We start from the raw sequence: 26,920 nt of genomic DNA on the forward strand, positions 1-26,920 counted from the left end.
CCGCGCGTCCTCCCGGCACGTTTTCCCATTCGGAGGGCCCGTCGACCTCGGCCGAGCTCGAACGACGGCGAGCCGTCGCGAGGGTTTCGTGCGACCTCGGGCGTGAGCGCGGCTCCTAGGGCCGATGTCCAAGAGAGTCTCGCCATTCGTCACGCGCTTCCTCCTTCCGGCCGGCATCGCGCTGGCCGCGACGCAAATGGGCTGCGCCTCGCAGGTCTGGAATCCACGCGTGGAGTCCGTGTCCGGCGAGCATCGGAACACGGGAACCATCACCGCTCAGGCCCAAACGCTGCTGGAGGGGACCGCCGACGAGCAGGTCAAGGCCATCGTCGGCCAGCTCCCGCCCGGGATTTCCCTGAAGGACGGTGTGCTCTCCGTCGACGAAGACCGCTACGAGGTGCTCGGGAAGGTCGAAGCCGAGCCCAACTCCGACTTCTTCTATCCGTACCGCGAAAAGTGGCGGCGGCCGGTCTGCTATCCGCAGCGCGTCTTGCTCGTGGCGACGCTCTTCGTCTGGGCGGCCGTGCCCACCTCGTGGCCCTGCTTCGTTTCGTCGGGTAGCGTCGAGGAGAACCGCGATCGCGCGGTCGAATCGCTGAAGCGGGCGACCAAGGTCCTCGGTGGCAACCTCGTTCTCGTCACCGGCTTCGGTCTGGGCAGTGTGGCGTGGGCCATCCGCGTCAAAGACGGGGCGAAAGCGCCGGTCGAGGACAAGGCGCCGGGAACGACGCTCTAGCCCGACGAACGCCTGACGGAGAGTCGCCTTCACCGCTCCGCGCCATCACTGTCAGGGATGTGCCAGAACGAGTGTGCCAAGGGCGTGGGAATGACCGATAATTGACCGCCTGGCTGTGCCGTCGCGCGCCCGCGCCACGTGCCTGCGAGTCCCCCAGTTCTCTGCAATTCCCCGAGTGCTGGCTGTGCCAAGTTGTGCAACCACCACGTGGGATGTCAGGCCTCGCGCTTCACGTCGTGACGATCGCGGCAGGGAGCGTGTCCCGCGGGGCAGCGTCGGTGGAGTCGCCACGCCATCGCTCTTGCGCCTCGGATTCGAGCCAGGGGCCGACGTCGCATGCGCGCAGCTGGGCGGCGAGCACGGCGGCACTGCGAGGTCGGTCTTCGGGGCTCTTCTCGAGGCACGTCATCAGCAGTCGTTCGAGCGAGCGCGGCAGTCCGCTGACGTGCGACGACGGCGGTTCTGGCTCTTCGTAGATCTGCGCGATGCACACGTCGACCGCGCTGGCGCCCTCGAGTGGGTAGCGCCCGGTCAGAAGATAGTATGCGGTGACGCCGAGGCTGTAGAGGTCGGCGCGTCCGTCGACGCGCGACGGATCGAGAATCACCTCGGGCGCCATGAAGAGGGGAGTGCCGACGACGGCCCTCGACGTCGCCTCCTCCTCGCCGAGGGCCACGTACACCAATCCGAAGTCGAGGACCTTGATGGCGTCGTGGACGCCGAGCTTCGGAACCAACATCACGTTCGACGGTTTGATGTCGCGATGGACGAGCCCGGCCGCGTGAGCTTCCTCGAGCGCGTTGCAGATCTGGACGAGAAAATGCACGACGCGTGAGGGTCGCTGAGGGCCCTCGCGTTCGACGAGCCGATGGAGATCGACGCCTTCCAGATACTCCATTGCGCAATAGAAGAATCCATCCGTCGTTCGTCCGTAGTCGAAGATGGATATCGTATTGGGATGACGCAATCGGGCCGTGAGCTGGACCTCGCGTTCGAAGCGGTCGGCGGCCTCCGGCGAGACATCGGTCAAGAGCTTCACGGCAGCCGGCCTTCGCAGGCTAGCGTGGGTCGCCCGATAGACGGCACCACTCGCGCCCTGACCGATCTTGGCGTCGAGAACGTACTGTCCAATGCGTGACGTCTCGCTCGAGTGCACGCCCAGGCCGTACACGACCCACGAGATCGCGCCCACACACGCCGCGCTGAGGGCGCACCAGACGGCCATGAGCGAGCCGCTCGGGCCACCGGAGGTGCGGAGTGTCATGGTAACGGGGAGGAGCGGAAGCAGAGCGGCGCTCGCGACGACGAACGTACGCACCGCCGTCGAGGGAACGAAGGCCGCACGGAGAACGTTCACATAGGTGACGATCTGCAGCGCGACCATGTGTGGGCCTTCGCCGCTCGGAGGTAGCGCTGTGAAGCCAATCGTGAGCCAGGCGACGAGCATCGTCGCGAAGGCGTCGAAGCGATCGAGTGCGTCGATGCTGCGTGCCCGTCGGCGGAGAGCGAAGGCCGCAAGCAGGGCGGCGCTTGCGACGACTCCGTGTCCGGCGCACTGGATCGTCGTGGCTCTCTCTCGTTCGATGGGACCTGCCAGCAGCGTTCCCAGCGACACGAAGCAGAACGTTGCCTGTAGGACGACGACGGCGAGCAACGTCATCTCCAGACGACGCTGGAAGTGCGCGCGCTCCGCTTCGTTCCCGATCGGCGACCGGAAAAGCAATGGCGAGCGCCGCAGCGACGGCGAGGGGGCAGGCGTCTCCGGCTCTCGGCTGCTCATGCTCCAAGCATCCGAGGCGGGCTTGACCCCAAGTTGACCCGATTGCGTCGAATTGTGTCCGCTAGAAATTTAGAGTCGATTCGGGGGCCCGCGGCAGCTCGATGGTCACGGTGGTGCCTTGGCCGAGACGGCTTTCGAGCCTCACGGTTCCGCCATGGGCTTCGACGATACGCTGCACCAGAAGGAGCCCGAGACCTAGCCCTCCCGTGGCGCGCGAGCGGCTACGATCGGCGCGGAAAAAGGGGCGGAAGAGGCGCTTCTGATCGTCCTCGGAAATGCCAATCCCTCGGTCGACGATGCGCAGGCGCATGAGGCGCGCGTCGCTCTCGTAGGCAACGCTCACGGGCCCTGCCGGATCGTCGGTATACTTGTGTGCATTCGCGAGAACGTTGTCGATGGCGCGCCGGAGCTGGATGGGGTCGGCGTCCAATTCGTCCTCGAACGGAACGTCGTCGACGTCGAGGGGCCGATTCGGGTGGGCCTTGCGGAACCGCGCAGCGGCGCGGCTGATCACATCGGTCAGCGCCACGCGTTCGATACGCAGGGGGGAGATTCCGTAGTTCGTCCCATCGTCGAGCTGGAGCCGCGCAGACGCGAGGACGTCGCCGAGAATGCGTTCGAGCTCGTCGAGATCGTCGGCAATGTCTCGTCGTGATTCGCGCGCGACCGCAACGTCTCCGTTGCCGATGAATTCCAGGGCGAGACGGATGCGCGTGAGCGGCGTGCGGAGCTCGTGGGAGATGTTCGCCAGGAGCTCGCGCTCCATGCGGAGGACGTCGTTGACCCGGTCGGCCATCTTGTCGAAGGCCGTTGCAACGTCGCCGATTTCGTCGGAGCGCTCCAGGTTCACGCGGGCCTGCAGATGTCCGGCGCCGAACTGCTGGGCGACGGTCGACATCCGATGGAGCGGACGGCTGAGCGATCGTCCGAGGAGCACCGCTCCGATGACGAGGATGATCGCGTCGCCGCCGAACCATATCCAGAGCGACGGTGCCGGCCGGCCGATCAAGACCTCCACGGACGTCGCTGCGCCTTTCGGTGCCGGCAGGTCGCGGTGCGCGCAAAGATATCCGTCGACCGGGGAATGATTGGCGTATCGCACGGCCTGGCAGGTGCCGAGACCGTCGGGCCTTGTGACATGCCCGCTCGTCCAAACGACGTGACCTTGGGGGTCGAGGAGGAAGATCTCGGCTTTGGCCCGGATGCGTTCGACTTGCGCGTCGAAGCGAGCGTCGTCACCCACGGCGAGCGCAATGTCGTCCGCGAGGTACTGGACGATGTCTTCGTGCCCAACACTCGGGAAGTATCGCCACTGGACGGAAAGCGTCCACCACATCGCGAAGAACATCGCGATGGTTTGCACGATGGCGTACGCGAAGATCCGGACGGCGAGCCGCCGGAAGCGAATCTTCTTCACGGACGCCCCGCTACGAGCACGTAGCCGACGCCGCGGACGGTCTTGAGCAGGCGCGAATGACGAGGATCGTCGCCGAGCTTCTGTCGCAAGCGCGAGATCCGGACGTCGATGGATCGATCGAACGCCTCGTCGGCGCTGCCGCGGACGATCTCCACGAGCTGCTCGCGCGAGAGAACCTGGCCGGCGCGCTCGGCGAGGGCACGCAGGAGATCGAATTCGTAGCTGGTCAGCTCGAGCTCACGACCGTCGAGGGTAACGCTGCGCGAGGTCGGCTCGATCGATAGCGGCCCCACGACGAGGTGCGAGCGCGGTCCGACCTGGCCTCGCCCACGCCGTGCTTGCGCGCGCACGCGGGCGAGGAGCTCTCGCGGTGAGAACGGCTTGGAGATGTAGTCGTCGGCGCCGCCCTCCAGGCCCATCACGCGGTCGGCTTCTTCGCCATGCGCAGTCACCATGACGATGGGCGTGGCGAGGCGCGCACGCAATTGCTTGCAGACCTCGAGCCCGTCGGACTCCGGGAGCATCAGGTCGAGCAAGATGACGTCAGGCCGCTCACGAAGAACGCTCGCGATGCCCGACCGCGCTTCGAGCTCGACGATGACACGCATGCCGAACGATTCGAGGTACTGCGCGGTGAGGCGCGCGAGCTTCGCGTCGTCTTCGATGTAGACGACGGTGATCGGCAACGCCATCGCTCCGGAGCCTGATTGCGAGTCGACTTCGTTCATCCCGTTCGAGCCTCGTTCGTGTGCTCCCGGCTGGCGAACCGACCGAGGATGCACACTCGTTCTATCGCGTGCTCGGGCGCGTCGAGCACCGGACACATTCGGACACAGTCGGGTCATTCCCTGGACAGTTGGTCCCGTCAGTCTAACGGCCGGATGACGCGAAGTTGCGTGTCGCGGCCTGCGAAAGGTCGCAGAAAGAACGGTCGTGCTCCTCGCGCGATCATGGCTCTGCTGTCGATCTCACCGCCCCTGTTCGGAGGCTTCGTCGTGCGCGATGCGCTGGCGCTTCAGCCGCTCGACGCGTTCGTCGCGAGCGCGCGAGAACGTAACCCCGACAATCGCGAAGCTGCCGCCATCGAGCGCCAGCGTGACGCCGAGAGCGACGTTGCCACGGGAAAGTTTCTTCCTTCGATCGCCGCGCAGGGCACGTACACGCGCAACGGCGCGGAGGCGAAGTTCGACATTCCGAACGGCGGCACATTGACGATCCAAGCGCTCAACGCGCTCGACGGTTCGCTGACCTTGGCCGTCCCGATCGTCGACGTCGCTGCCTGGCAGAGGAAGCGTGCGGCCACGGCGACGTTCCGCGCAGCGGGAGCTTCACGCACGAACACTCAGCTCACGGTCGAGGAGAACGTAACGAGGGCATACTACGAGCTCGTTGGTTCGGAAGCGCTCGTCGGCAAGGCCAAGGCGAGCCTCGGGTATGCGGAAGACAATTCTCGGACCGTGTCCGACCGCAAGGACCTCGGGACGGCGAGCGAGCTCGACGTGCAGCGCGCGCAGGCCGACGTCGCTCGGGCTCGGCAAGAGCTCGCGGCGACGCAGCAAGGACTCGTCGATGCGCGCCGGGTGCTTGCGTCGCTGGCCCGCCTGAGTCCGGAGCCGTCCGGCGAGGCACTGGCCATCGACGACGACCTGAACGAGGAGCCGCCCGTCTCGGTATGGCTCGACGATTCGAGAGGTGGTGACCTCGTACCCGTCCATGCGGCGGTCGCCAACACCGTCGTGGCCGAGCGCAATCGGACGGCTGCGCGCGCGGCGTGGCTCCCGACCCTCTCGGCCCAAGCCCAGGAGCGCTTCACGAATGCTGGTGGCTTCGCTGGGAAGAACTCGGTTCTCCTCATGAGCCTCACTGCGAATTGGCGATTCGACCTGACCCTCGCGCCCAACGTGCGTGCGCAAAGCGCAGCGCTCGCGGCCGCGCAGGCGCGCGAGGACAAGGCACGGAGGGCCGCGGAAGACGCCGTCGACCAGGCTTGGAATCAAGTGCATGCGGGGATCGAGAAGGCTCGGGCAGCGCGGGCGGAGCTCGACTCGTCGACGGCCGCCTTGGAGCTCGCGCGCGATCGCTACCAGAGCGGAGTCGCCACGCAGATCGAAGTGGTCCAAGCGCAGCGTGACTTCTTCGGTGCAGGCGTGAGCCACGTGCAGGCCGTTGCTGATTTGAAATATGCGCGCGCGCTTCTCCGATTGTCGGCGCGCCGCGTGACGAACGACGAAGGTGGAAAATGAAGCCGCAGGGAGGATTCGCGGTTCGCGCGGCGCTGGTCGTCGCCGCTCTCGCGTGCGCATCGGGATGTCGGAAGAAAGACGCGAACGCGAGCGTCGAAGCGAAGGCGCCTGCGGTACGCGCGGTCGTCAAAACCGCGACGGTCGATTCGCGACCGATGCCGCGCGCGCTGCCGCTGACGGGCACCCTGCAGGCGGACGTGCGCACCGAGCTCACGGCCAACGCCAGCGGACGTGTCGTGAAGACGTTCGTCGAGCGCGGTCAGAAGGTGACACGCGGAACGGCGATTGCCCAACTCGACATCCGCGCCGCCGCGGCGAGCGCTGCCGAGGCGAATGCGAATCTCGAGAGCGCCAAAACGCAGCTCGAGGCCTCGCGCATCGAGTGCAGCCGCTACGACGCGCTCGTCGCCCGCGGGGCGATCACCCAGCAGGAGTACGCCAAGCAAACGGCGAAGTGCAAACAGGACCAGGCCGCGCTCGGTGTCAGCGAGGCTCGCGTGGCCAGTGCCTCGTTGACGGTCGGCGACGGAACGGTGCGGGCTCCGTTCACCGGCGTGGTGACCGAACGTGCGGTGAGCGTCGGCGACTACGTGCAGGCGTCGTCGAAGGTCGCGACGTTGGTGGTCGGTGATCCGCTTCGGTTACTCCTCACGGTGCCCGAGCGAAGGTTCTCCGACGTGAAGATCGGTTCTTTGGTTCGCTTCGCCGCTGCTGCGCTGCCCGGGCGGACGTTCGAAGGACACATCGAGCACATCAGCGGCGAGGTCCGCTCTGCGACGCGCGATGTCGTCGTAGAGGCCGAGGTGCCGAACGCCGACGGAGCGCTGCTGCCGGGCATGTTCGTCGACGTCGACGTGGTGACCGGCGAGGTTCCGATGCCCGTCGTTCCGAAGTCGGCGGTCTTCGACGTCGGCGCCGACAAGAGCCTCTACGTGGTCGAAAGCGGCCAGCTCGTACGTCGCATCGTGAAGCCCGGTGTCGCTTCTGGCGACCTGCTCGCGATCGAGGAAGGCGTCACCAAGGGCGACGTCGTCGTCGTCGACCCATCGCCGTCGCTCGAAGGCGGCCAGCTCGTTCAGTGAGGTGACGGATGCAGTGGCTAGCCAGCGTGTGCGTGAAGCGCCCGGTGTTCACTTGGGTGCTGATGCTCGTCATCTTGGTGTTCGGCGCGGTTTCGTATGCGAGCCTCGGACTCGACAAGTATCCCAAGGTGGACCTTCCGATGGTGGTCATCACCACCACGCTGCAAGGCGCGGCGCCGGAAGAAGTCGAGTCGGAGATCTCCGACAAGATCGAGGCCGCCGTGAACACGATCAGCGGCATCGACGAGCTACGCTCGACATCGAGCGAGGGCGTCTCCACCGTCACCGTCTCGTTCGCGCTCGAGAAGAACGCGGACGTCGGTGCGCAAGAAGTCCGCGACCACATCGACAATGCTCTTCCGACTCTGCCGAAGGGAATCGACCCGCCCGTCGTGAGCCGTGTCGACCCCGACGCCGCCCCCGTTTTGTACGTCACGTTGCGGGGGCCCGGGGAAATTCGTGAGCTCACCGAGCTCGCCGACAAGCAAGTTCGCCGCCGTATCGAGAGCATTTCGGGCGTTGGTCAGGTCACGGTCATCGGCGGCGTCAAACGCGTCATCAAGATTCTCGTCGACCCGATTGCGCTCCGATCATTCGATTTGACTGGCGCCGACGTGCGGCAGGCCATCACCAATCAGAACTTCGCCGTTCCGGGCGGAACGATCGAGCGCGGGCCGCGGCAGCTGACGCTCCGTATCGAGGGCAAAGTCGGCAATCTCGAGGAACTCCGAAAGCTCGTCGTGAAGAACGACGTGGGGCATTCGATTCGGCTCGAAGACGTCGCCACCGTCGAAGACGGCGCCGAAGACGAGGCCTCTTGGGCGTCGGAAGACGGCGACCGGGTGGTGACGCTCTCCATTCGAAAGCAATCCGGCGTCAATACCGTCGCCATGGTCGACGAGGTGAAGTCGCGTCTCGCCGAGATCCAGAGCTCGCTTCCGACGGGGGCAAAGCTGGTGGTGGTGCGCGACAACTCGTCGACCATTCGCACCAGCGTCGACGCCGTGCTCGAACACCTCGTGCTCGGTGCCGTGCTCGCCGCCGTGGTGGTGCTCGCATTCCTCGGAAGCGCGCGGAGCACGATCATCGCCGCGCTCGCCATCCCCATCTCGGTCGTCGGCTCCTTCGTGCTGATGTACCTGCTCGACTTCACGCTCAACATGATGACGCTGCTCGCGCTGGCCCTGGCGGTCGGCATCGTCATCGACGACGCGATCGTCGTGCTCGAGAACATCCACCGCTTCATCACGCACAAGAAGCTCGCCCCGATGGACGCGGCCGTCGCCGCGACGAACGACATCGGACTTGCCGTCGTCGCGACCACGCTTTCGCTCCTTGCCGTGTTCCTGCCGGTCGCGTTCATGAGCGGAATCGTCGGCCGCTTCTTGCGGAGCTTCGGCCTGACGATGGCGAGCGCGATCGCCGTGTCGCTGGTCGTGAGCTTCACGCTCACGCCGATGCTCTGCGCACGCTGGCTCGAGGGCGTGGACGCGGATGCGCAGCGCGAGGGCAAGAAGCCCCTGCTCGAGCGCGTCGTCGACGTGGTCTACATGCCGATCGAACGCGCGTACATGACCGTCTTGCGCTGGGTGATGGCGCGCCGCTGGGTGATCGTCGTCGCCAGCGCGGCAACGCTCGGGTCGTGCGCACCGCTCGCCAAGGCGGTGCCGATCAGCTTCACGCCGGAAGATGACACCGCGCAGTTCTCGGTCGAAGTCCGGACACCCGAAGGGACGAGCCTGCAGGCAACGCGGCTCGTGGCCGACGGCGTGGCGCGCGAGATTCGCGGGTTGGCAGGTGTCGAGAAGACGCTCTTGACGATCGGCGACAACGCGCAGTCGACGCCCAACCTGGCGAACGTCTACGTGAAGCTCACCGAGCCGGTTGCGCGTGCGGAGTCGCAAGAAGTGATCATGGCGCGGGTGCGTCGCGAAGTTCTGGCGCACCAGCCGAAGGAGATTCTCACCAGCGTGGCGCAGATCTCCGACTTCGGCGGAACGAGCGCGGCCGTCAGCTACACGCTCGCCGGCCCTGACCTCGACAAGCTGGCGGACGTTGCCGAGCGCGTCACGGAGAAGCTAGAGCGCGTACCCGGTGCCGTCGACGTGCGCTCGAGCCTGATTCTCGGCAAACCCGAAGTGCGCCTCGCCATCGATCGCGCACGAGCGGCCGATCTCGGTGTCACGCCTGCGGACGTTGCGACGACGCTGCAGCTTCTCGTCGGTGGGCTCAAGGTCTCGACGTACTCCGAACGCGGGGAAGATTACGATATCCGAGTACGCGCACGTCCGGAGTACCGCGTGGACGAGCGCGGATTGCTGATGACGGTGCCGTCGCGTACGGCGAAGTCCGTTCCTCTCGATTCGGTCGTCCGAACGGCGATGGGCAATGGTCCCTCGAAGATCGAGCGGTTGAACCGCCGCCGCCAGATCGGCATTTCATGCAACGTGGCCCCTGGAGTCGGGCAGAGTACGATTCTCCAGGCGCTCGAGCGTATCGTGGCCGAGGAACGTCTCCCGAGCGGCTATCAGGCCCTCGCCGCAGGCTCTTCGCGCGAAACGGGCAAAGCCGGTCGAGCCTTCCTGCTGGCGTTCGCGGCGTCGTTCGTTTTCATGTATCTGGTTCTCGCCGCGCAATTCGAATCCTGGATTCACCCGGTCACGATTCTCGTGTGCTTGCCGCTCACGGTGCCGTTTGCCTTGCTGTCGCTGCTCCTTCTCCGGCAGCAACTGACGATCATGTCGGCCCTCGGCCTTCTCGTGCTCTTCGGAGTCGTGAAGAAGAACTCGATTCTGCAGGTCGATCATACGAATCACCTGCGAGGCGAGGGGATGCCGCGAGAAGAGGCCATTCTGGAGGCCAATCGCGATCGCTTGCGGCCGATCCTGATGACGACCGTTGCGTTCGTCGCCGGCATGCTGCCGCTCTTGTTCTCACACGGCGTCGGTTCGGGCATCAATCACAACATCGCGGGCGTGATCGTCGGCGGTCAGGCGCTCTCGTTGGTGCTGACGCTGCTGGCGACGCCCGTGTTCTATTCGCTCTTCGACGACGTCGAAGTGTGGTGGCGACGGTTTCGAGGACATGCCCCGCGAGCGGTCGTGCCCGTCGAGGTGCCGGCCGAGGTCCACCTGAGGGAGAGTGCGTGAGTGAGTCGTTGGCATTCGTCGCGCGTGTCGCACGTGCCTGGAGAGCACGTGTGCTCGTCACCGTCTTCACCTTGCTTCTCGTCCTGTCGTTCGCGCCTTCGGCGTGGGCGCAGGCCGATTCGCTGGCTTCGGTGCAGGGCGAGCTCTATCCCTACGCCAAGCGGAGCGGCACCTCCAACGATCAGATCGGCGTGTCGATCTTTCGTGCCTCGCTCGGATTCCCGATCTTTCTCTCGAAGAAGACGCTCCTGATTCCGACCCTCGGCTACGAGCGGTTCGAGGCGTCGATTCGGAGTCCGTCGGGGAACCAATCGCTCCTCTTGCAGGCACCTTCGCTGACGATGATGCTGCTGCAGCCCCTCACGGAGCGCATCACGCTCATGGGAAGTGTGGGCGTCGGCTTCGCCTCCGACTTCTCCGCGCCGCTTTCCGAGCAGGACCTGCTCTTGTCAGGAATGCTCGTCGGCATCTACAAATTCAGCGACTCCTTCTCGTTGGGTACGGGCGTCAGCTACGACCGGCGGAGCGGAAACCTGCTCCCCGTGCCACTCGGAATCATGCGCTGGCAGATGTCCGAGAACGCGCGCCTCATCGGCGCCATCCCCGCGACGCTGTCGTTCGAATATCGGGTCACCCCGTGGCTCTCGAGCGGCTTTCGCGCCGCGTTCAACGGCAATCGCTATCACTTCGGCGAAGGGCAGTTCCAACAAGAACGCCTCCAACTCGCCTATTCGAACGTCGTCCTCGGACCGAAGCTCGTCTTCAGCGTCGGCGATTGGATCCATCTCGAGGCCTACGCCGCGGTGACCGCGTACCGTCGCTACGACGTGTATTCCGACCGAGATTCCGTCGCCGAATTGAATCTCGGACCGACCATGGGGTACGGCCTGCGAATGTGGATCGGACCATCGTTCTGGAAGAACGCGTCGCCGACGCAGTGAGGCCTGCGGCTGCGCTCGACGTCGTGCGTCACACGCGAGTTCGAGCGAATGCGAACGCTCGCGAGGACGCGCCGAAGGCGAGCTGATAGCCTTGGCGACGGGCTCGCCGGAATGAGATTCCGCCACGCATTTCCCGCCCTCGGGTTGACGGTGCTGTGTGCCGTGCGGGCGAGGACCGCGTCGGCCGAGGAGGGGCATCGCCCCGAGGTCGCGCAGCTGCTCGAAGTCGAAGGCGAGACGTGCCTCACGCGTTCGGGGGTTGCGGCGCGCCTCGGACCGCTGCTCGCGGCGACGGAGCTGCCCGCGGGGTTGCGGGTCGTGATTCGGGGCGATGTGGACGGGAAGACCACCTTCGTCGTGTCGATCCCGGGCGCCGACGTGGGGATTCGCCTCCTCGATACCTCGGGCCTGACGTGCGAGAGCAAGCTCAAGCTCGTGACGGTTACCATCGCCGTGGCCATCGACGGCATCCTCGAGTCACGGGCGGCCCGTCTGCACGACGCCCCTCCGCCGCCGCCGCCTTCGAGCGCTCCCGAACCTGCGCCACCGCCGCCTGCGGCGCCTCCGGCTCCTTTGGCGGTCGCGCCCCTGCGTACTCCGAAGGTGCCTGCGCGATGGGCCGTGTCGCTCGGTCAGGGGCTCTTCGCGACGACCCTCGGCCCCAGCGCCGCCGTCGTCGCGAGTGCAGAGCGATCGACGCGTGTGTTCGGCGTTCGTGCGTCGTTTCTCCAGACGCTCGGTGCGACCGTCGACGTCGACCCGGGAAGGGTGCGCTATTCGCTCGCCCTCGGTCGGGGTCACGCTTGCGCCAATCTCGTGCGCACGGGGTCGATGATCGGGCGCGCATGCATGTTCGCCGGTGTGGGCGCATTCGAAGCGCGCGGCTCCGGCTTCTATTCGGGAGGATCGGGGCGCAGCCTGTGGGTCGACGCCGGTGCGTCGGCCGAGGCGGACTTCGTGCTCTCTCGACGATGGGCGGTTCGTGCGAGCGCCGCGCCCTTCGGTATCCTCCGTGCTCCTACACTCAGGGTCACCGACGCACGCTCCGGCGACCTCACCGCGAGCTCGGCCGTACCCAGGATTGGCGGCCTTTTCTCGCTGGAATTAGCGTTTCGCTTCGGGGAGTAGCCCTTCGGAAACTTTTGTGACGATTTGGGCGAAGGAATCTCGCCGCCGTCGTTAGTCATGGGTCGAAAGGGCGTTTGGTTGCGGTCAGCCATTCACAGTGCCGAAGGATTCGCGGCGCCGATGAATCCTGCGTCCCTCCCCGCGACCCAAAGCGAGGAGAGACGCAAGGGGACTTCGGTAGGCACCGCCATGTCCGAAGCCGTGTCCGCCTCCGAGCTCTTTCGATGCCACGCCAAGTTCGTAGCGAATCTGCTTCGGAGACTCGGTGTCCCCGAAGACGACATCGACGATGCGGTCCAGGACGTGTTCGTGCTCGCCCATCGTTACGGAGGTTACCGCCCGGGGCCGGCTCTACCGACCACGTGGCTCGCGTCGATTGCCTTCAACGTCTCTCGTAACGTGAAGCGCCAAGGGAGGCGCCGCGCGTATCCCGACGAGCTCAAGGTCGCCGAGGCGATCTCGAACGCACCGACGCCGTTCGATCGAGCTGCTGTCGCGCAGTCCATGACCCGACTCCAGGGAATCCTCGACAGCCTCGGCGAGGACTACCGAGTCGTCTTCGTTCTCCACGAAATTCACGGCGAACAGGGCCCGGCGATCGCCGCCGCGCTCGGTGTGCCCGTGGGAACGGTCTACTCGAGACTCCATACCGCGCGTGAGCGCGTTTCCGCCGCCTACCGCTCCGATCCGAGTGAGGTGGGAGCGGGCAAGGCACGAAAATGAAGTCGTCCGATCGCCAGCCTGATTGGGTGGCCCAAAGCCTTCCCGAACAGGGCCGAGAAGATCTCCGCCTTCTGAAGGAGTTCGGCGACGCCCATTTCGACGTCGATGCCGGGCTCGCGAAGTTCGAAGAACGCATTGCCAACGTGAAGCCGGGCCGAGCCGCATTTCCGCGCGGCCTTCTCGTTGGGGCGGTCGTCCTTGCGGGGGCGAGCACCGTCGTCGGTTTTGCCTCCTTCCGCCCGAAGGACGCTCCTCCCGCCGTCGCTTCCGTAGCTACACCCATTCCGTCGGCGGATGCTCCTGCGGCTCTTCTTCCACCGCCGAACGAGCCCACGACCGCCGCGACCGCCATCCCTTCGTTGAGCGTCGATGCGTTGCCCACCGTTTCGACGAGTCGGCCGAAGCCGGTGCCGGCGAATACGACACCGACGACGACGGTTTCGCCGAACGACGGCGACCTCGTCGAAGCCGAGGTTCGCCACGCCTCCACGCTACGCGTCGTCGCGCGCACCGACCCTCGTGCCGCGCTCGAGCTCGCCGCCGAAGGGGACCGAAGGTTTCCGCGCGGGATGCTCCACGCCGAACGCGAGGCGATCGCCATCGAAGCGCTCGCCCGCCTCGAGCGGTGGAGCGAAGCGAAGACGCGGGCTGACGCGTTTGCGGCTGCGTATCCGACGCACCCGCGCACCGCCCGCATCCGTGCCATCTCGAAGGGCGAGCGCCCGTGGGAGCCGTGACTCCACCCGCGCACGCCGACCGTCGTTCCTAAGAAATCGAATTTGTCAGTTTCGAAGCGAGTCGCTGCCGGCCGAACGAGTCGGTCCGAGCGAGTTTCTCGAGAGGATTCCATGAGCGTTGAGCGAGCTCCGAGATTGAAGCGCCTGTCTTCGGCGATGGGATGGAGCGTGGCCACGCTGCTCGGCGGTGCCTTCTTGGTGGGGGCGTGTGCCGACTCCATCGACGTCGGCGAGACGCTGGATGCAGGGGGGCCCGACACTGCCACGAGCGGGCCGACCTTCGTGGCCACCGAGGCCGGGGCCGACGCGAACTCGAAGGTCGAGGCCTTGCAGTGCGCCACCGCCAACTGCGCGCCTGGCTACGGTACCTGTCTCGATTCGAAGTTCACGTGCGACGTCGATCTCAATACGAACAACAATCACTGTGGTTCGTGCGACGTGTCCTGCCCGAACGGCGGCCAGGTGCTCAACGCGCGGAGCATCTGCACCAACGGCCAATGCGTCATGAGCTGCAATGCGGGATTTGCCGATTGCAACGGCATTCCCGACGATGGCTGCGAGCAGGTTCTCGACGATCCGAACAACTGCGGAACGTGCGGACACAAATGCGCGGCGGACCAGCCGTGCATCGACATCGCGCCGAATGTGACGATCGGCAAGTGTGGCTGTCCCGACGGGAAGACGTGGTGCGGATCGGGCTGCGTCGACTTGAGCAGCAACGACAAGAACTGCGGAGCCTGTGGCAACGCCTGTCCGCCTCCGCCGAACGGCGCGCCCGCGCTCGGAGACCACATGCACTACGGCTGCGTGGCCGGCGAATGTGCCAATCCCAAATGCGACGACCCCACGCAATTCCCACCACGCGGTTATGCCAATTGCAATGGCGACGTCGGTGACGGCTGCGAAGCGAACGTGTTCGCCGACGACAAGAATTGCGGCACGTGCGGTCACGTCTGTCCCGATGGGCAGACCTGCGCGATTCTCTCGCCCAACAACGTCGTCGGGTGCGCCTGCCCGGCCGGTTTGACGAAGTGCTCGTCGAATTCGATGCCCGGCTTCGCGAGCTGCGTCGACATTCTCACCGACGTCGAGAACTGCGGCGCCTGTGGCGCACGTTGTGACGGCAACGAGGGCGTCATTTGCGACAACGGGATGTGCGTCCAGCTCTGTCCGGACGGTTTTGCCGACTGCAACGGCGATCCATCCGACTCGTGCGAGACGAACATCATGACCGACCCGTATCACTGCGGAGGCTGCACCACGCAGTGTGACCACGGGCTTCCTCAACCTTGTCAGGGCGGCAAGTGCCAAACCGAAGACTGCGACGGGGGCACGACGGTCCAATGAAGAAGTCCCATCGAACTGCGCTTCCGCTCATGGCTCTGTCTTCGCTGCTCGGGATCTGGGCATGCGCTTCGACCGGTGACGACTCTCCTTCGCCGAAGGATCCGGAGTCGATCGTGCCCATGCCCGACGCCGCGAGCGAGGCAGCCGTCGAGGATGCGGCCACCGACCAAGACGCGTCTCCGAAGCCCTGCAAAGGCGGCAGTGACTGCACGGCCTATCCGAACGATTGCTCCAATACGACGCTTTGCGCAGCCAACGTCTCCTTCGATTCGTCCGCGCGTTTGACGAGCATGTGGGCGTCCTCCGATTCGGATATCTGGGGTGCGGGGACGATGGGCGTCGTCCTGCACTACGACGGTAGCGCGTGGAAAGCGCTTCCAACCGGCTCGCTCGTCACCGTTCACGCCATCTCCGGCACCGCTGCGAACGACGTTTGGTTCGCCTCGACGGACCGCACGATGCTCCACACGCGCGGCGTCGATGCGAGCGGCAAGGCGACATTCGAGATCTACGACGCGTCGTCGTCGGGCGACAACCACATCATGCAATCGATGTGGGGGAGTCCGCAGCAAGGCATCTATGCCCTGATCGACAATCACTACGGAGCCAACGGCCTGATTCTGCATTCTACCGGGTGGCAGACCGGAGTCGGGCCCTCGTGGACGTTCGACCTCGCGCCGACGTGGATGGATCCCCCGGGACCGTACGGCGGGCGCTCGCTCGTGGGGTTCGGTACCGACGATGTCTGGTCGGGTTGGCTCGGTGGGCGTCTGTATCGACGCGTCGCCGGGAAATGGCGGGAGCTGAACAGCACCACGACGGAATCGCTGAACGGCATGTGGGGCACGTCCGGCGACGATCTCTGGTTGGCCGGAACCAACGGCGCGATTCGTCATTGGGATGGGAAGGTCATGTCGACCGTCGAGGTCGAGCCCGTCCTGCGCGATCGTGCCCTCTATGCCGTCGCCGGCACGACCGGCACGGACGTATGGTTCGTGGGCGACGAAGCGCTCGTTCTCCACTGGGACGGCCAGAAGCTCTCGCGCATTCCCGTCGGTGGACTGAAAGGAAGGCGTCCGGCGCTGCGTGGTGTCTGGGTGAGCCCCACGAGCGATCATGTGTGGATCGTCGGTGACGGAATCGTGCTCGAGGGAAAGAAGGGAGCACTGCAGTGAGAACTCGGCAGGCTTTGATCGTCGGGTGCATGCCGCTGTCGCTCGTCGCCTTCGTCGTTGCGAGCTCGCCGCTCGGCTGCGCCTCCGACGACGCCGTCGATGCGCCCCGCGAGACGCCGGATTCGGGAATGACCAACCAGCAGGATGCCGATTCGACGCCGCAGGACTCGGGCATTGCCGAAGACGCGACCGCGGAGACCGGACCTCTCGAAGACGGCGGGCCTCCGTGCAACGACGCCGGCTGGTGTCGATATCCGCTGCCCGGCTCACCCGCGCCGAACCTCAAGGCGGTCTACTCGATTTCGCCGACGCGCGCGGTGGCGACGGGCGAAACGTGTGTCATCCAGGGAAATCAGTATCTCTGCACCACCAGTCTCTTGCTCTGGGACGGCACGGCGTGGACGACGGCAGCGCGTGGTCTCGAGCGCCTGACCGGAATCTGGGGGAGCGACGCGGACCACTTCTGGATCGTCAACGAGCTGAGACGCACGCTCTACCGCGTCACATTCGCAGGAAACGCTCCGAGCTTCGTCGCCGAGCCGTTGCCGGAAGACTTGAGCACGTGCGGCGACGCGAGGATTGCGCTCTCGGGGCACGGTGAAGACGTTTGGGTTGCGGCCTACTGCTACAACTCCGACCAGACCACGCGCGGCATGCTCTACCGGCGCTCGGTCGCCGCGGGCCAGGCCACGTGGTCGACGGTCTGGTCGGCGGGGGCCACCTCGGAGCTGCAGGCGGCGCTCGGTGGACTCATGGTCACTCCGAGCGGCGACGTGTGGGCCACGGGCTGGAAGATCCACGCGGCGATGGGCACGTGGGGCGCTCGCTACCTCATTCCCGGCACGATGAACACGTTCGTGCTGCACCTTGCGAACGGGAGTGACACGCCGGAAGAACGAGAGCTCGATCCGTCGCTTGCCACGTGCGCGCAGTCGATCTGGACCTCGGGGGACGGCAAGCTGCTCGTCGGCGGCGTCTGTGACGGCGGCTACAAGGACTACACCAACTACCCAACGCTCGCTCGGTTCGACGGCACGAGCTGGACGGCGCTCTACGAGACGCCCATGGGGCAGTGGGGGGCGATCGGGAGCTCGTTCCCGCTGCTCTGGGGATTCGCGGACAACGAAGTCTACGCGGTCGGGAGCTGGGCCACGGCGTGGAACGGTACGGCGCTCCAACCCGTGAATCTGGCCATTCACGGCGCGCCCGTCGCGAATCGCGTGGCAGGGGTCCATGGCAGCTCGTCGAAGGACGTCTGGATGGTCGGTCAGGGCTTTGCCATGCACCGCGCGCAATGAGGAAACAGGACGAAATCATGAAGACCCCTCTGCGCAAACGAACCCTGGGTTTGCTCGCTCTGCTCTTGGCGACTCCGTTCGGAGTCGTCTGCTGCGGTGACGATTCGTCGAAGGAGGGATTCAACGACTCCGAAGATTCGGGGACGGTGGACACAGGAACGACTTCGACCTCCGACGCCGCGAACGACGCCGCCGAGGAAGCCGCGACGGATGCAGGGCCCGATGCCGAACTCCAAGACGCGGCTCCGCCGACCATTACGTGCGGAACGGGGACATGCGTCGTCGATATCTCGCGAGGCAGCGACGACACCTGCGTGCTGACCAAGACGGGGGACGTCTACTGCTGGGGCGACAACCCGTGCGGCGAGGTTGGCGCGCCGCTCGACGACGGCGGTGGCCAGGCCGGGTTCAAGCCCGTTCCCGCGCCCCGCAAGGTACTCTCGGGCGTTCGATCGATCTCCGCCGGTGCCGCCTCGACGTGCGCGATTCTGGATTCCGGCGAGCTTCGCTGCTGGGGCTCACCCGTCTCGGCGTTCAGCGAGACCACGTCGGGTGGGTTCAGTCGTGCCTGCACGCCGAACGACGTGCCCTCGGCGGTCGAGGGCGTTCCGCATCTCGTGGCGGTGTCCTCTACGCTCTCGAACGGGTGCGGCGTGGCCGACGACGGTGAGCTTTGGTGCTGGGGCTCGAATGGCAATTATCTGCTGGGCCGCGATGGATATCCGGGCTGCAGTTATTACACGAAATGTTCGATGGCCTCGTATCCACCGGCCAAAGCCGACCTGCTGAGCGTCAAGGTCAAGGACGTGATCGTGGGGTATGGCACGGTGGTCGTCACGGACGAGAGCGGGCAGCTCTTGTCGTGGGGAGGCAGCGGTCTCATCGGTCGTCCGTCGAGCATGTCGGCCGACCCGACACCGCTGCCCATCGCGCTGTCGAACGTCAGCAGCGTGTCGGTCTCTCTCTTCGGTGACGGTCAATATTACGGAAACAACGCCTGCGCCGTCGCCGCCGGTGAAGTCTATTGTTGGGGCGGTTACCGCGCGCCTCCGCGTGTCGTTCCGCTTCCCGCGGAGGAGTACGCCACGCAGGTCTCGGCGAGCTTCCACTCGTGTGCACGAACCACCTCCGGCTCGGCGTTCTGTTGGGGGGGCAATCAGGCCGGGCAGCTCGGCGACGGCACAGGGGTCGACCATCCGCTCCTGCCCACGAAGGTGGAAGGTTTGAAGGACAAGGTGGCGAAGGTCGTCGCGTCGAAGGCGTCCACGTGCGCACTCCTCGTGAACGGCGAGGTTCAGTGCTGGGGGGCGAACGACAAGGGACAGCTCGGTCTCGGTTCGGCCGACTTCCTTCCGCATCTGCAACCGGGACCGGTGGTGGCATTCCAATGAAGACCTTCTCCTCTACGAGCCTCGCCTCGGTGCTCGCGTCGGTTGCGATTCCGCTGCTGCCGATTGCGTTCGTGGTCCTGCCGTCGTGTTCGTCCGACGATCGCGGCTTCGTTCCGGATCAAGGCCCGGTGTTCGTGTCCGACGCGGGCGACGCCGGTGATGCCGCCCCCGATTCCGCCGGCGAGAGCTCGTGCGCAGGGACGCGCTGCTCGCGCGACCTTCACCAGGTGATCGACGGTTGTGACGGCCATGTCGTCGAGACGTGTGCGGCGGGCGAGGGATGCGGCAAGAGCGGAACGTGCGTTCCTGCGTGTGGTGCCGCGGCCGACGCACGAGGGTCGCTCGGTTGCGAGTTCCTCGCGCTTCCCCCCGACAGCACGAACGGCGGAACCGGCGGCTCGTGCTTTGCTGCGTTCATCGGCAACACGTGGGACGAGCCGGTCAATCTCGCGCTGGAGTACGACAACCAAGCCCAGGACATCTCCGGCTCCACGTACGTGCCCGTGCTCGAGGCCGACAAGATCACGTATCAGCCGCTGAACGGTCCGCTTCCGCCCGGGAAGGTGGCCATCGTCTTCCTCTCCCAAGCGGCCATCGCCGGGCCCGTCGTCGACCCGGCGAATTCGAAGTTCATCAAGTGTCCATCGGGGACGAAAGCCGTCCTCGCGATGGATCCCATCCAACACGGAACTGCGCTCACCAAATCATTTCGGCTGAAGAGCGATAGGCCGGTGTCCGCCTATACGATTTGGCCGTACGGCGGTGCGCTGAGCTACGTGAGCTCGGCAACGATGCTCTACCCGACGTTCTCGCTCGGCACGAACTACGTGCTGATGGACGCGTGGCTCCAGAGCAACGTCGGAATGCCCGGCGTGCAGATCGTGGCCGACGTCGACCAGACGCAGGTGAAGTTGACGCCCCTCGTCGATCTGCCCGGTGGAAACGGCGTCTCGCCTGCGCGCGCTGGCGAGACTTCGACATACATGTTGAACAAGGGGCAAACGCTCCAGTTCCTCAGCCCGCGCGAGGTCAACGGCTCGGCACTCGTGGCCGACCATCCCGTGGCGGTGTACGGAGGCTCGGAGTGCATGAACATTCCCATCGCCGGCGCTGGCGCGTGCGATGCAGCCCAACAGCAGCTGCCCGCGCTCCAGCAGTGGGGTAGGGAATACGTCGGCGTGCGCTATCGCAGCCGCCTCGGCGAGGCCGCGAGCGATTCGGAGTCGGTGCCCTGGCGCGTCGTCGCCGCGGTGGACGGCACGGTTCTCTCGTACGACCCGGCGCCTCCGCTCGGAGCACCCACGCTGCTCAATCACGGCGAGACGGCGACGTTCTGGTCGGCCAAGCCGTTCACCATCCGCTCGCAAGACGACGCGCATCCCATCTACATGTCCGCCTACATGACGGGCGGCGGGACGATCATCACGCAGATGGGCGACCCGGAGTTCGTCAACGTGGTGCCTTCCGGCCAGTACCTCGACAAGTACGTGTTCTTCGCGGACGTGAACTATGCCGAGACCTCGCTCACGTTCATCCGCCAGAAGTCACAAGGACGTTTCAGTGACGTCGAGCTCGACTGCGCGGGAACGCTCACCGGCTGGCAGCCGGTCGGCAAAGACGAGCAGTTCGAGTACACGCGCGTCGACCTGTCACGCGGTGCCACGCCCGTGCAGGTCAGCAACGGGAAGTCATGCTTCGTCGGACCGCACGAAGCCCACAGCGAAGGTCCGTTCACCATCACCGTCTGGGGCTGGGACTACTACGTGAGCTACGCGTATCCGGCCGGTCTCGGGAGCCGACCGCTGAACACGGTCGACTATCCGGTCAAGTGAGGTGGTCTGCGCCCGATCGCCTGCTTGGGCGCCGCCCGTCATCCTTTCGTTTCGACGCACAATCCGCGCGTGATGCAGGATTTGCACTCTCGCCTAACGTATCGAGTGCACCGTTTGCGCGCGCGTTCGAGTCGACACGACGAGCGATGGTGCGGGCGCTACCGTAGCGCACGATATCCTGATCGCCGCCAATCGTTTGCCGTCGACGGAAGAAACGAACTGGCAAGAAGGCGAGTGGCAAAAAGCGGCGGAGCGAACGTCGAACGATGCTCGCTGGACGTGGCGTCGCGAGCGAAGAAAGTTCGACCCGTGCGCCGAAACTCTTCTATGGTCGCGGGCCTGCGGTGTTCTCGGCCCGTCGTTGCCAAGTCTGTATTCTCGCGGCCCTCGTGCTGTGGACGCAGGAGTCCATGGCCGAGCCGCTTCGTTTGCGAAGTGACGTTCTCGTCCAGACGCAGGCGCCGGCACCCGTAGGCCTCATCGTCCTTCAAGGGCAAGACCGCTTCCGGCCGTGGCTGGATGCGGAGACGGTCACCTGGGTGGGCGTCAGCCGCACGCCGGACGCAACGGGGGACGTGCTCAGCCTCTCCGTCCGTCTCCGTGACCTCGCGAGTGGATCGGAGGTGCGATTCGGACGAATGTTGATCGCGACCGGCGCCATCCGCCCGATTCATCTCGACGGTGTGCGTGCCATCGGTCGTGCCTTCGGCGGAACGACCGCGGAGGTCTTCGGCGGCTTTCCCGTTGCCTCGCGCTTCGACTATCGGGCCTTCGACGTGGCGGCGGGCGGCCGTCTCGGTCAATCGTTCGGCGACGTCGTGAACGTCGGGGGCTCGTATCTGCAGCGGCGTAGCGCCGGCAACATGGCCGACGAGGAGGTCGGCGCGGACGCCTCGTTCGTGCCGAATCACTGGCTGGCAGCCGCTGCGCGCTGGTCGTTCGATTTGACCTCGCCCGGAACGAGTGAAGCACTGGCGTCGGTGAGCGCGCAGAAGGACGACGTGCGCGGAGAGCTCTTCGCCACGTACCGCTCGCCGGGGCGCATCCTACCCAGCACCTCGCTCTTTTCGGTGCTCGGTGACATTCCTTCGACCCTGACGGGGGCCACTGCGCGCTATCGCATGTTTCCTCGCCTCGAGGTTCTCGCCTCGGGGAGTGCGGAATTCCAAGGCTCCGTCTTCGGCGGTCAGGGCTTCGGTCGCGCGACGCTCGCGCTCGACGACGCGTTCGACGGAACGATTGGCGTCGAGGCGAGGCGCGTCGACTTCGGTACCGCGCAGTGGACGGGCGCACGCATTCTCGGCTCGAAGCCGGTGGCTCGCGTGTTTCGCGTCGGTACGGAATTCGAGCTCGTCGTGCCCGATCACCCCCGTGGTCGCGGAACGGTGTGGCCGTGGGTGCTCGGCTCGGTGGGCTATCGCCCGGCGCCGAATTGGGATCTCGCGCTTGCCTTCGAAGCGTCGAGTGGCCCGCAATACAAGAGTGAAGCGAACGTGCTGCTTCGTGCGTCGTACGCGTTCCAGACGGTGGCGCGATGAGCCGTAGCCTCGTTCTCCCGCTGCTTCTCGTGCTCGCGACCACGCTCGCGGCGTGCGCTGGGATTCTCGGCATCAAACCGAAGAACCTCGAACACCCGTTCGAGCACCGCGCGCACGTGCTGAAAGGCATTCCGTGCGTCGAATGCCACGATACGATCCGAACGGCGAGTGAGAGCGGACCTCTGCATTTTCCAACGACGGAGAAGTGCACCTCGTGCCATCAGAAGCCCCACGACACGCGCGCGTGCAACGCCTGTCATGGCGAGGCTCGCCTTCGAGAAGAGGCATCGCTCGCACGCGAGCACCTGCGCTTCACACACGCCGAGCACACGCCTCGACTCGACGGACAGTGCGTGCCTTGCCACGCCGCCGTCGGCAAGAACGACGCGAGCACGTTGCGGCCGCCCATGGCGCAGTGCTTCACGTGTCACGAGCATCGCGACCAGTGGACCACTCGTAACTGCGACGGATGCCACGTCGCTCTGCCTGCTGAACACGTCACCCCGAGCAGCCACGTCGTTCACGACGGGGACTTCGTGCGCGAGCACGGCGTGCGCGCAGCGAGCTCCCGCGATCTTTGTTCGACGTGTCACTCCGAGAGCTTCTGCCTCTCGTGTCACGGAGTGACCGTCGCCGCGCTCCCCTGGAAGTTCCAGACCGAGCGGCCCACCCTCGCCGGACTGCACCGCGCGGGCTTCCGCATGCGCCACGCCGACGAGGCCCGGGCAAACCCGGGACTCTGCGCGACGTGCCACGAGCCGGCGACCTTCTGCGCGGACTGCCACGCCGACAAGCACGTGGGGGCCGCGCCTGGCTCGCGCAGCCCTCATCCGCCGGGCTGGGTACGCGCGCGAGGTGGTGACCACGGACGCGCCGCTCGTCTCGATCCGGTGGCCTGCGCGAGCTGCCATGGCGGCGCGGGTGAAGCGCTCTGCGTCGGTTGTCATCGCGTCGGCGGCGTGGGCGGTAACCCTCACGGCCCGGGCTTCTCGAGCAGGCTCGACAAGACGCGCGACGTTCCCTGCCGGCAGTGTCACGCGCCATGAACGCGAGCCGGCTTCGTCGCATCGGTCTGGCCCTCGCGCTCGTCGTCGCTGCGCTGCTCTTCGTGCGCTTCGTGCTCTGGCCTGCCCGCAAGCCGCCCCTGTCGCCCGTGGAGTTCGTTCCGAAGACCTGGGAGACGGCACGCCAGTCACCCATGCACGCGCTCCACGTCGGCAAGCGCGAGATCGCGTGCACACGCTGCCACCAGAAGGGATTCGACGAGCCTCCGAGCACCACGGCATGCGCGCAGAGCGACTGCCACGCGAAGGCGGCGGCGAATGCGCATGTTGGAAACGCGACAACGAAAACCGATTGTCTCGCGTGTCACGTCTTCAAAGGCGACACGCAAGCGGCGGCGTGTGTCGATTGCCACGGCACCGGCAAGGCGAACGGCCACGCGCACCACGCCACCTCCGGCGTCGCTTGCACGACCTGTCACGATCCTCACGGCGAGAAGGGCGCGCGCCTTCGAACGGCCGATTGCACGAGCTGCCATACGACGGTGAGCGCGTTGCACGGTCGTATGGAAGCGCACGCCGGAATGCCGTCTGGTTCGACGGCGATGTGCACCAATTGCCATCTTCCGCACCAGGGCAAAGAAGAGGCTCGTGCCCGCTGCACCACGTGTCACGTCGACGGAAACGTGACGGCCGACGCTCCGCGCATCGAGCTAGGAGCCAAGCGACATCCCGCGTGCGTGACGTGTCACGAGCCTCACGACGTGCGAAAGGCCGACGTCAAGGCTTGCGCGGGGTGCCATCAAGATCGAACGCAGGCGCTCGCGACGCCCGAGCATGCGGGGCATGCGTCCTGCACGAACTGCCATCGACCGCACGCGCCGGAGGGAGCCGCGGCAACGTGCAAAGGATGCCACGCCGACAAGAACACGCTCGGCGCCTCGCACGTGACCGCGCACGCCGAGTGCACGAGCTGCCACGATCCGCACCGCCCGGCAGCTTCGAAAGAGGCGGCGTGTGTCCAATGCCACCAGGCCATCGAACCGAAGCATCCGCAGGCACGCGCATGCATCGGCTGTCACGCACCGCACCCCGCGAATCGAGAGGCTCCCATCGCCGCGGCGTGTTCGTCGTGTCACACGAAGGCTTCGTCCGACCACGCCTTCCATACGGCGAAGACGACGTGCCGTGATTGTCATGCGCCTCACGCCTTCGCGCTCGCCAGCGTGAAGCCAGAGCCCGTCGCCAAAGCCGGCCTCGTCACGGCGAGTGGCCAGTTCTGCGGACGATGCCACGCCGCGGAGAAGAACGCCGTTCGGCAAGGTCACTCGGCGTGCACTGCCTGTCATGGTGAGCCTCACGCTCCGAACCGCTCACCGTCGTGCGCTGCGTGCCACGCCAACGAAGCGTCGTCGGCCCCGAAGGGGCACGCCACGTGCACGAAGTGCCATGACGGACACAGCGGCTCGCTCGGCAATCACGCGGCGTGCACGAGCTGCCACACCGACAAGGCCAAGGCCCAGCACGGCAGTCTGCAGACGGGATGTCAGACGTGCCATCGACCGCACGGACCGAACGGCGTGGCCACGCCTCCCGCGTGCACGACCTGCCATTCACCGGCGAAGCTGCCCGGCCTGCACAAGATCACCGAGCACGCGGCGAAGTGTACGAACTGTCACTCGTCGCACGGGCCGCCGCGCTCCGATCGCGCGACGTGCACGAGCTCCTGCCACACCGATCGGCGGAGCCATCAGCCGTCGGCCGACGTCTGCAAAGGCTGTCACATCTTCCGCTGACGAATCAGAGTCCGCGCGTGACGGTGCCGTCGACGTGGGCAGCCTTGCCGAGCGCGGTGAACGTGGTGCCGCTCGACAGGCTTCCTTGGTGGCAAAGCGTGTTCGCCCCGCAGTTCGTCTCCGTCGCGTGAGGTGCGGGCGGAGGAATCGAATGGCACGCTCCGCACGCCGCGGACGACGGCCCGTCGGTCCATTTGGGATCAGGGGCATTCGCCCCTCGACCCGTATGGCAATAGGTCTGGGAACAGGTCTTGGTCGTCGGATCGAACGTGGCGCGCGACCCACCCGCGATGGCGAGGCCGCCGAACGTCACGCGCGCGCCACCGCCGATGGGGTGCTTCTGACCGGCGGACGGAACCGAATGACAGCTCTCGCAGGGGACGGGCCTCGCTGCCGACGGATTGGCGTGCGCCGCATGCGCGCCGGACGACGGCCATGGGCTCTCGCCTGCGCCGTGGCACGCTCCGCATTGCCCGCTTCCGTCACCGAGGTCGACTCTGCCGTTTACGTGCAGGACCGGATTCGTGAGCGCGGTTCCCGTGGCGTTCGCTTCGCGATGACACGAGGTGCATGCGCCCGCGTAGTGATTGGCGGGAGGCGCCCCATGGCAGTCGTTGCATTGCGCGGGATTCTGCAACGGGTCGGTCCACGCCACGTCGGGGCGCGCGCCACCTCGCGCATGACACGTACCCGTGCAGCGCTTCGTCGTTGCGTCGAACTGGGCCTGGTTACCCGCGCGGGCGTAGTCGAAGAAGACCTCGACGTGCGTATCGAGATGCGCAGTGCCCGAGAGCAGCACGTTGTCTCGTGTGGGCGTGGGATGGCACACCGTGCAGGGAAGGCCCTCGGCGCGCGAGCCCGTGGCGCCGGCGTGGCGAGCATGTGCGCCGGCCGCAGCTGCCGCCTCGGGGAAGAAGCAAAGATCGCGGGGCGGATACGATCGGCCAGGGGCGCCGTGGCAGGTGGTGCACGCGGTGACGCCGCCTTCGTCCCCATGGCAGGTGGTGCACGGCGTAGCGCCGGGGGCGGGGAACGTGGCGGGGTTCACCGGCGCTCCCGCGTGACAGTGCCCACACGCGTCGGCGTCGTTCGGGTCCGTCATCGGCCGATACCATTGGTTGCGCAAGAACTGCGCATGGCCGCGAATCGTGCGCGGATCGGCGAACGTCGAAGGATGCACGCCGCCATTCGTCGAAGGCGCACCTTCCGACAGCCAGCGGCGCAACGTTGCGAGCTCGTCATCGGTCACGAATCCCGCGTGATCGGGACGCGCGAGCGCTTTCAGAAGAAGCGCATCATTTGCGCCGACGGTGACTGCAATTCCGTCGTTCGTACACGCGATGGTGGTGGCATAATCATCGACACGCCAGCCATTTGGAGCGTTCGCTCCCGTGTGGCATTTTCCACAGCGATTCGCGAGTAGCGCGCCAACGTTCGTCTGGTATGTAGGCTGCAAGTCGGACGGAACGCGCTCCGTCGAGCATGACGTCCATGTCACGGACGCCAAGGTCATAGTGGCAATCGCAGCGGTGATGCGGAGCGAACGCACTCGAAAAGCCTCGCCTCGCTGCTACCACAAATGCAAGGATGCAGCGCGTCGTAACGG

At 66.0% G+C, this 26,920-nt stretch carries 20 protein-coding genes; 16 read left to right on the forward strand and 4 right to left on the reverse strand.

Going from position 1 to position 26,920, the window contains the following annotated elements; genetic code table 11:
* The first annotated feature begins 124 nt into the window (after positions 1-124).
* The gene (locus AKJ09_RS32450; RefSeq protein WP_146651734.1) at positions 125-736 is read left to right on the forward strand and encodes a hypothetical protein; all 612 of its coding nucleotides are present in this window, start codon (positions 125-127) and stop codon (positions 734-736) included.
* Positions 737-965: 229 nt separating this feature from the next.
* Here AKJ09_RS32450 and AKJ09_RS32455 read toward each other — a convergent pair whose 3' ends face one another.
* From AKJ09_RS32455 to AKJ09_RS32465, 3 genes are all read right to left on the reverse strand, one after another.
* Positions 966-2,516, reverse strand: coding sequence for a serine/threonine-protein kinase (locus AKJ09_RS32455; protein WP_146651735.1), 1,551 nt, complete (start codon positions 2,514-2,516; stop codon positions 966-968).
* A gap of 61 nt (positions 2,517-2,577) precedes the next feature.
* Entirely contained in the window at positions 2,578-3,933 is a 1,356-nt protein-coding gene (locus AKJ09_RS32460) for a HAMP domain-containing sensor histidine kinase (protein ID WP_146651736.1), read from the reverse strand.
* Positions 3,930-4,661 (reverse strand): response regulator transcription factor, encoded by a 732-nt coding sequence (locus AKJ09_RS32465; protein ID WP_240488661.1) that lies wholly within the window; start codon positions 4,659-4,661, stop codon positions 3,930-3,932. Before AKJ09_RS32465 ends, AKJ09_RS32460 begins: the two co-directional genes overlap by 4 nt.
* Before the next feature lie 222 nt (positions 4,662-4,883).
* On the opposite strand from AKJ09_RS32465, the gene AKJ09_RS32470 reads away from it, so the two are divergent.
* The 15 genes from AKJ09_RS32470 (at position 4,884) to AKJ09_RS32540 (ending at position 25,314) form a co-directional block, all read left to right on the forward strand.
* The gene (locus tag AKJ09_RS32470) at positions 4,884-6,176 is read left to right on the forward strand and encodes a TolC family protein (protein ID WP_169928044.1); all 1,293 of its coding nucleotides are present in this window, start codon (positions 4,884-4,886) and stop codon (positions 6,174-6,176) included.
* Positions 6,173-7,258 (forward strand): efflux RND transporter periplasmic adaptor subunit, encoded by a 1,086-nt coding sequence (locus tag AKJ09_RS32475; protein ID WP_146651738.1) that lies wholly within the window; start codon positions 6,173-6,175, stop codon positions 7,256-7,258. The genes AKJ09_RS32470 and AKJ09_RS32475 overlap by 4 nt, the downstream gene beginning before the upstream one ends.
* An 8-nt stretch (positions 7,259-7,266) precedes the next feature.
* A complete protein-coding gene (locus AKJ09_RS32480; RefSeq protein ID WP_146651739.1) occupies positions 7,267-10,407 on the forward strand; it encodes an efflux RND transporter permease subunit in 3,141 nt (1,046 codons plus the stop codon).
* Positions 10,404-11,348 carry a DUF6268 family outer membrane beta-barrel protein gene (locus tag AKJ09_RS32485; RefSeq protein WP_146651740.1) on the forward strand — a complete coding sequence of 315 codons (945 nt, stop codon included), beginning with the start codon at positions 10,404-10,406 and terminating at the stop codon, positions 11,346-11,348. Before AKJ09_RS32480 ends, AKJ09_RS32485 begins: the two co-directional genes overlap by 4 nt.
* Positions 11,349-11,510: 162 nt before the next feature.
* Positions 11,511-12,476: a hypothetical protein gene (locus tag AKJ09_RS54440; RefSeq protein ID WP_205633868.1), complete on the forward strand. Its 966-nt coding sequence runs from the start codon at positions 11,511-11,513 to the stop codon at positions 12,474-12,476.
* Positions 12,477-12,665: 189 nt separating this feature from the next.
* Positions 12,666-13,199, forward strand: a complete 534-nt coding sequence (locus AKJ09_RS32495; RefSeq protein WP_169928045.1) for an RNA polymerase sigma factor — start codon at positions 12,666-12,668, stop codon at positions 13,197-13,199.
* Complete coding sequence (locus AKJ09_RS32500) at positions 13,196-13,936, forward strand: hypothetical protein (RefSeq protein ID WP_146651742.1); 741 nt, start codon at positions 13,196-13,198, stop codon at positions 13,934-13,936. The genes AKJ09_RS32495 and AKJ09_RS32500 overlap by 4 nt, the downstream gene beginning before the upstream one ends.
* 135 nt (positions 13,937-14,071) lie before the next feature.
* The gene (locus tag AKJ09_RS32505) at positions 14,072-15,283 is read left to right on the forward strand and encodes a hypothetical protein (protein WP_205633869.1); all 1,212 of its coding nucleotides are present in this window, start codon (positions 14,072-14,074) and stop codon (positions 15,281-15,283) included.
* Positions 15,280-16,458 carry a beta propeller repeat protein gene (locus AKJ09_RS32510; protein ID WP_146651744.1) on the forward strand — a complete coding sequence of 393 codons (1,179 nt, stop codon included), beginning with the start codon at positions 15,280-15,282 and terminating at the stop codon, positions 16,456-16,458. Before AKJ09_RS32505 ends, AKJ09_RS32510 begins: the two co-directional genes overlap by 4 nt.
* Positions 16,455-17,756, forward strand: a complete 1,302-nt coding sequence (locus AKJ09_RS32515) for a hypothetical protein (RefSeq protein WP_146651745.1) — start codon at positions 16,455-16,457, stop codon at positions 17,754-17,756. Before AKJ09_RS32510 ends, AKJ09_RS32515 begins: the two co-directional genes overlap by 4 nt.
* A 17-nt stretch (positions 17,757-17,773) precedes the next feature.
* Positions 17,774-19,147: an RCC1 domain-containing protein gene (locus AKJ09_RS32520; RefSeq protein ID WP_169928046.1), complete on the forward strand. Its 1,374-nt coding sequence runs from the start codon at positions 17,774-17,776 to the stop codon at positions 19,145-19,147.
* Positions 19,144-20,979: an IgGFc-binding protein gene (locus AKJ09_RS32525; RefSeq protein WP_146651747.1), complete on the forward strand. Its 1,836-nt coding sequence runs from the start codon at positions 19,144-19,146 to the stop codon at positions 20,977-20,979. Before AKJ09_RS32520 ends, AKJ09_RS32525 begins: the two co-directional genes overlap by 4 nt.
* A 410-nt stretch (positions 20,980-21,389) precedes the next feature.
* Positions 21,390-22,517, forward strand: coding sequence for a hypothetical protein (locus AKJ09_RS32530; RefSeq protein WP_146651748.1), 1,128 nt, complete (start codon positions 21,390-21,392; stop codon positions 22,515-22,517).
* Positions 22,514-23,563 (forward strand): cytochrome c3 family protein, encoded by a 1,050-nt coding sequence (locus AKJ09_RS32535; RefSeq protein WP_146651749.1) that lies wholly within the window; start codon positions 22,514-22,516, stop codon positions 23,561-23,563. The genes AKJ09_RS32530 and AKJ09_RS32535 overlap by 4 nt, the downstream gene beginning before the upstream one ends.
* Entirely contained in the window at positions 23,560-25,314 is a 1,755-nt protein-coding gene (locus AKJ09_RS32540; RefSeq protein WP_146651750.1) for a cytochrome c3 family protein, read from the forward strand. The genes AKJ09_RS32535 and AKJ09_RS32540 overlap by 4 nt, the downstream gene beginning before the upstream one ends.
* A gap of 4 nt (positions 25,315-25,318) precedes the next feature.
* Here the strand turns inward: AKJ09_RS32540 and AKJ09_RS32545 are convergent, their stop codons facing one another.
* Entirely contained in the window at positions 25,319-26,812 is a 1,494-nt protein-coding gene (locus AKJ09_RS32545) for a CxxxxCH/CxxCH domain c-type cytochrome (RefSeq protein ID WP_169928047.1), read from the reverse strand.
* Between the last annotated feature and the right edge of the window lie 108 nt (positions 26,813-26,920).

It is taken from the genome of Labilithrix luteola, assembly GCF_001263205.1.
GTDB classification, from domain to species: domain Bacteria; phylum Myxococcota_A; class Polyangia; order Polyangiales; family Polyangiaceae; genus Labilithrix; species Labilithrix luteola.

What these genes read in the sequence shown, in the direction of transcription:
- AKJ09_RS32450 (WP_146651734.1), top strand. Translation starts at nt 125, where the DNA reads ATGTCCAAGAGAGTCTCGCCATTCGTCACGCGCTTCCTCCTTCCGGCC.
- AKJ09_RS32455 (WP_146651735.1), bottom strand. Translation starts at nt 2,516, where the DNA reads ATGAGCAGCCGAGAGCCGGAGACGCCTGCCCCCTCGCCGTCGCTGCGG.
- AKJ09_RS32465 (WP_240488661.1), bottom strand. Translation starts at nt 4,661, where the DNA reads ATGAACGAAGTCGACTCGCAATCAGGCTCCGGAGCGATGGCGTTGCCG.
- AKJ09_RS32470 (WP_169928044.1), top strand. Translation starts at nt 4,884, where the DNA reads ATGGCTCTGCTGTCGATCTCACCGCCCCTGTTCGGAGGCTTCGTCGTG.
- AKJ09_RS32475 (WP_146651738.1), top strand. Translation starts at nt 6,173, where the DNA reads ATGAAGCCGCAGGGAGGATTCGCGGTTCGCGCGGCGCTGGTCGTCGCC.
- AKJ09_RS32480 (WP_146651739.1), top strand. Translation starts at nt 7,267, where the DNA reads ATGCAGTGGCTAGCCAGCGTGTGCGTGAAGCGCCCGGTGTTCACTTGG.
- AKJ09_RS32495 (WP_169928045.1), top strand. Translation starts at nt 12,666, where the DNA reads ATGTCCGAAGCCGTGTCCGCCTCCGAGCTCTTTCGATGCCACGCCAAG.
- AKJ09_RS32500 (WP_146651742.1), top strand. Translation starts at nt 13,196, where the DNA reads ATGAAGTCGTCCGATCGCCAGCCTGATTGGGTGGCCCAAAGCCTTCCC.
- AKJ09_RS32510 (WP_146651744.1), top strand. Translation starts at nt 15,280, where the DNA reads ATGAAGAAGTCCCATCGAACTGCGCTTCCGCTCATGGCTCTGTCTTCG.
- AKJ09_RS32520 (WP_169928046.1), top strand. Translation starts at nt 17,774, where the DNA reads ATGAAGACCCCTCTGCGCAAACGAACCCTGGGTTTGCTCGCTCTGCTC.
- AKJ09_RS32525 (WP_146651747.1), top strand. Translation starts at nt 19,144, where the DNA reads ATGAAGACCTTCTCCTCTACGAGCCTCGCCTCGGTGCTCGCGTCGGTT.
- AKJ09_RS32530 (WP_146651748.1), top strand. Translation starts at nt 21,390, where the DNA reads ATGGCCGAGCCGCTTCGTTTGCGAAGTGACGTTCTCGTCCAGACGCAG.
- AKJ09_RS32535 (WP_146651749.1), top strand. Translation starts at nt 22,514, where the DNA reads ATGAGCCGTAGCCTCGTTCTCCCGCTGCTTCTCGTGCTCGCGACCACG.
- AKJ09_RS32540 (WP_146651750.1), top strand. Translation starts at nt 23,560, where the DNA reads ATGAACGCGAGCCGGCTTCGTCGCATCGGTCTGGCCCTCGCGCTCGTC.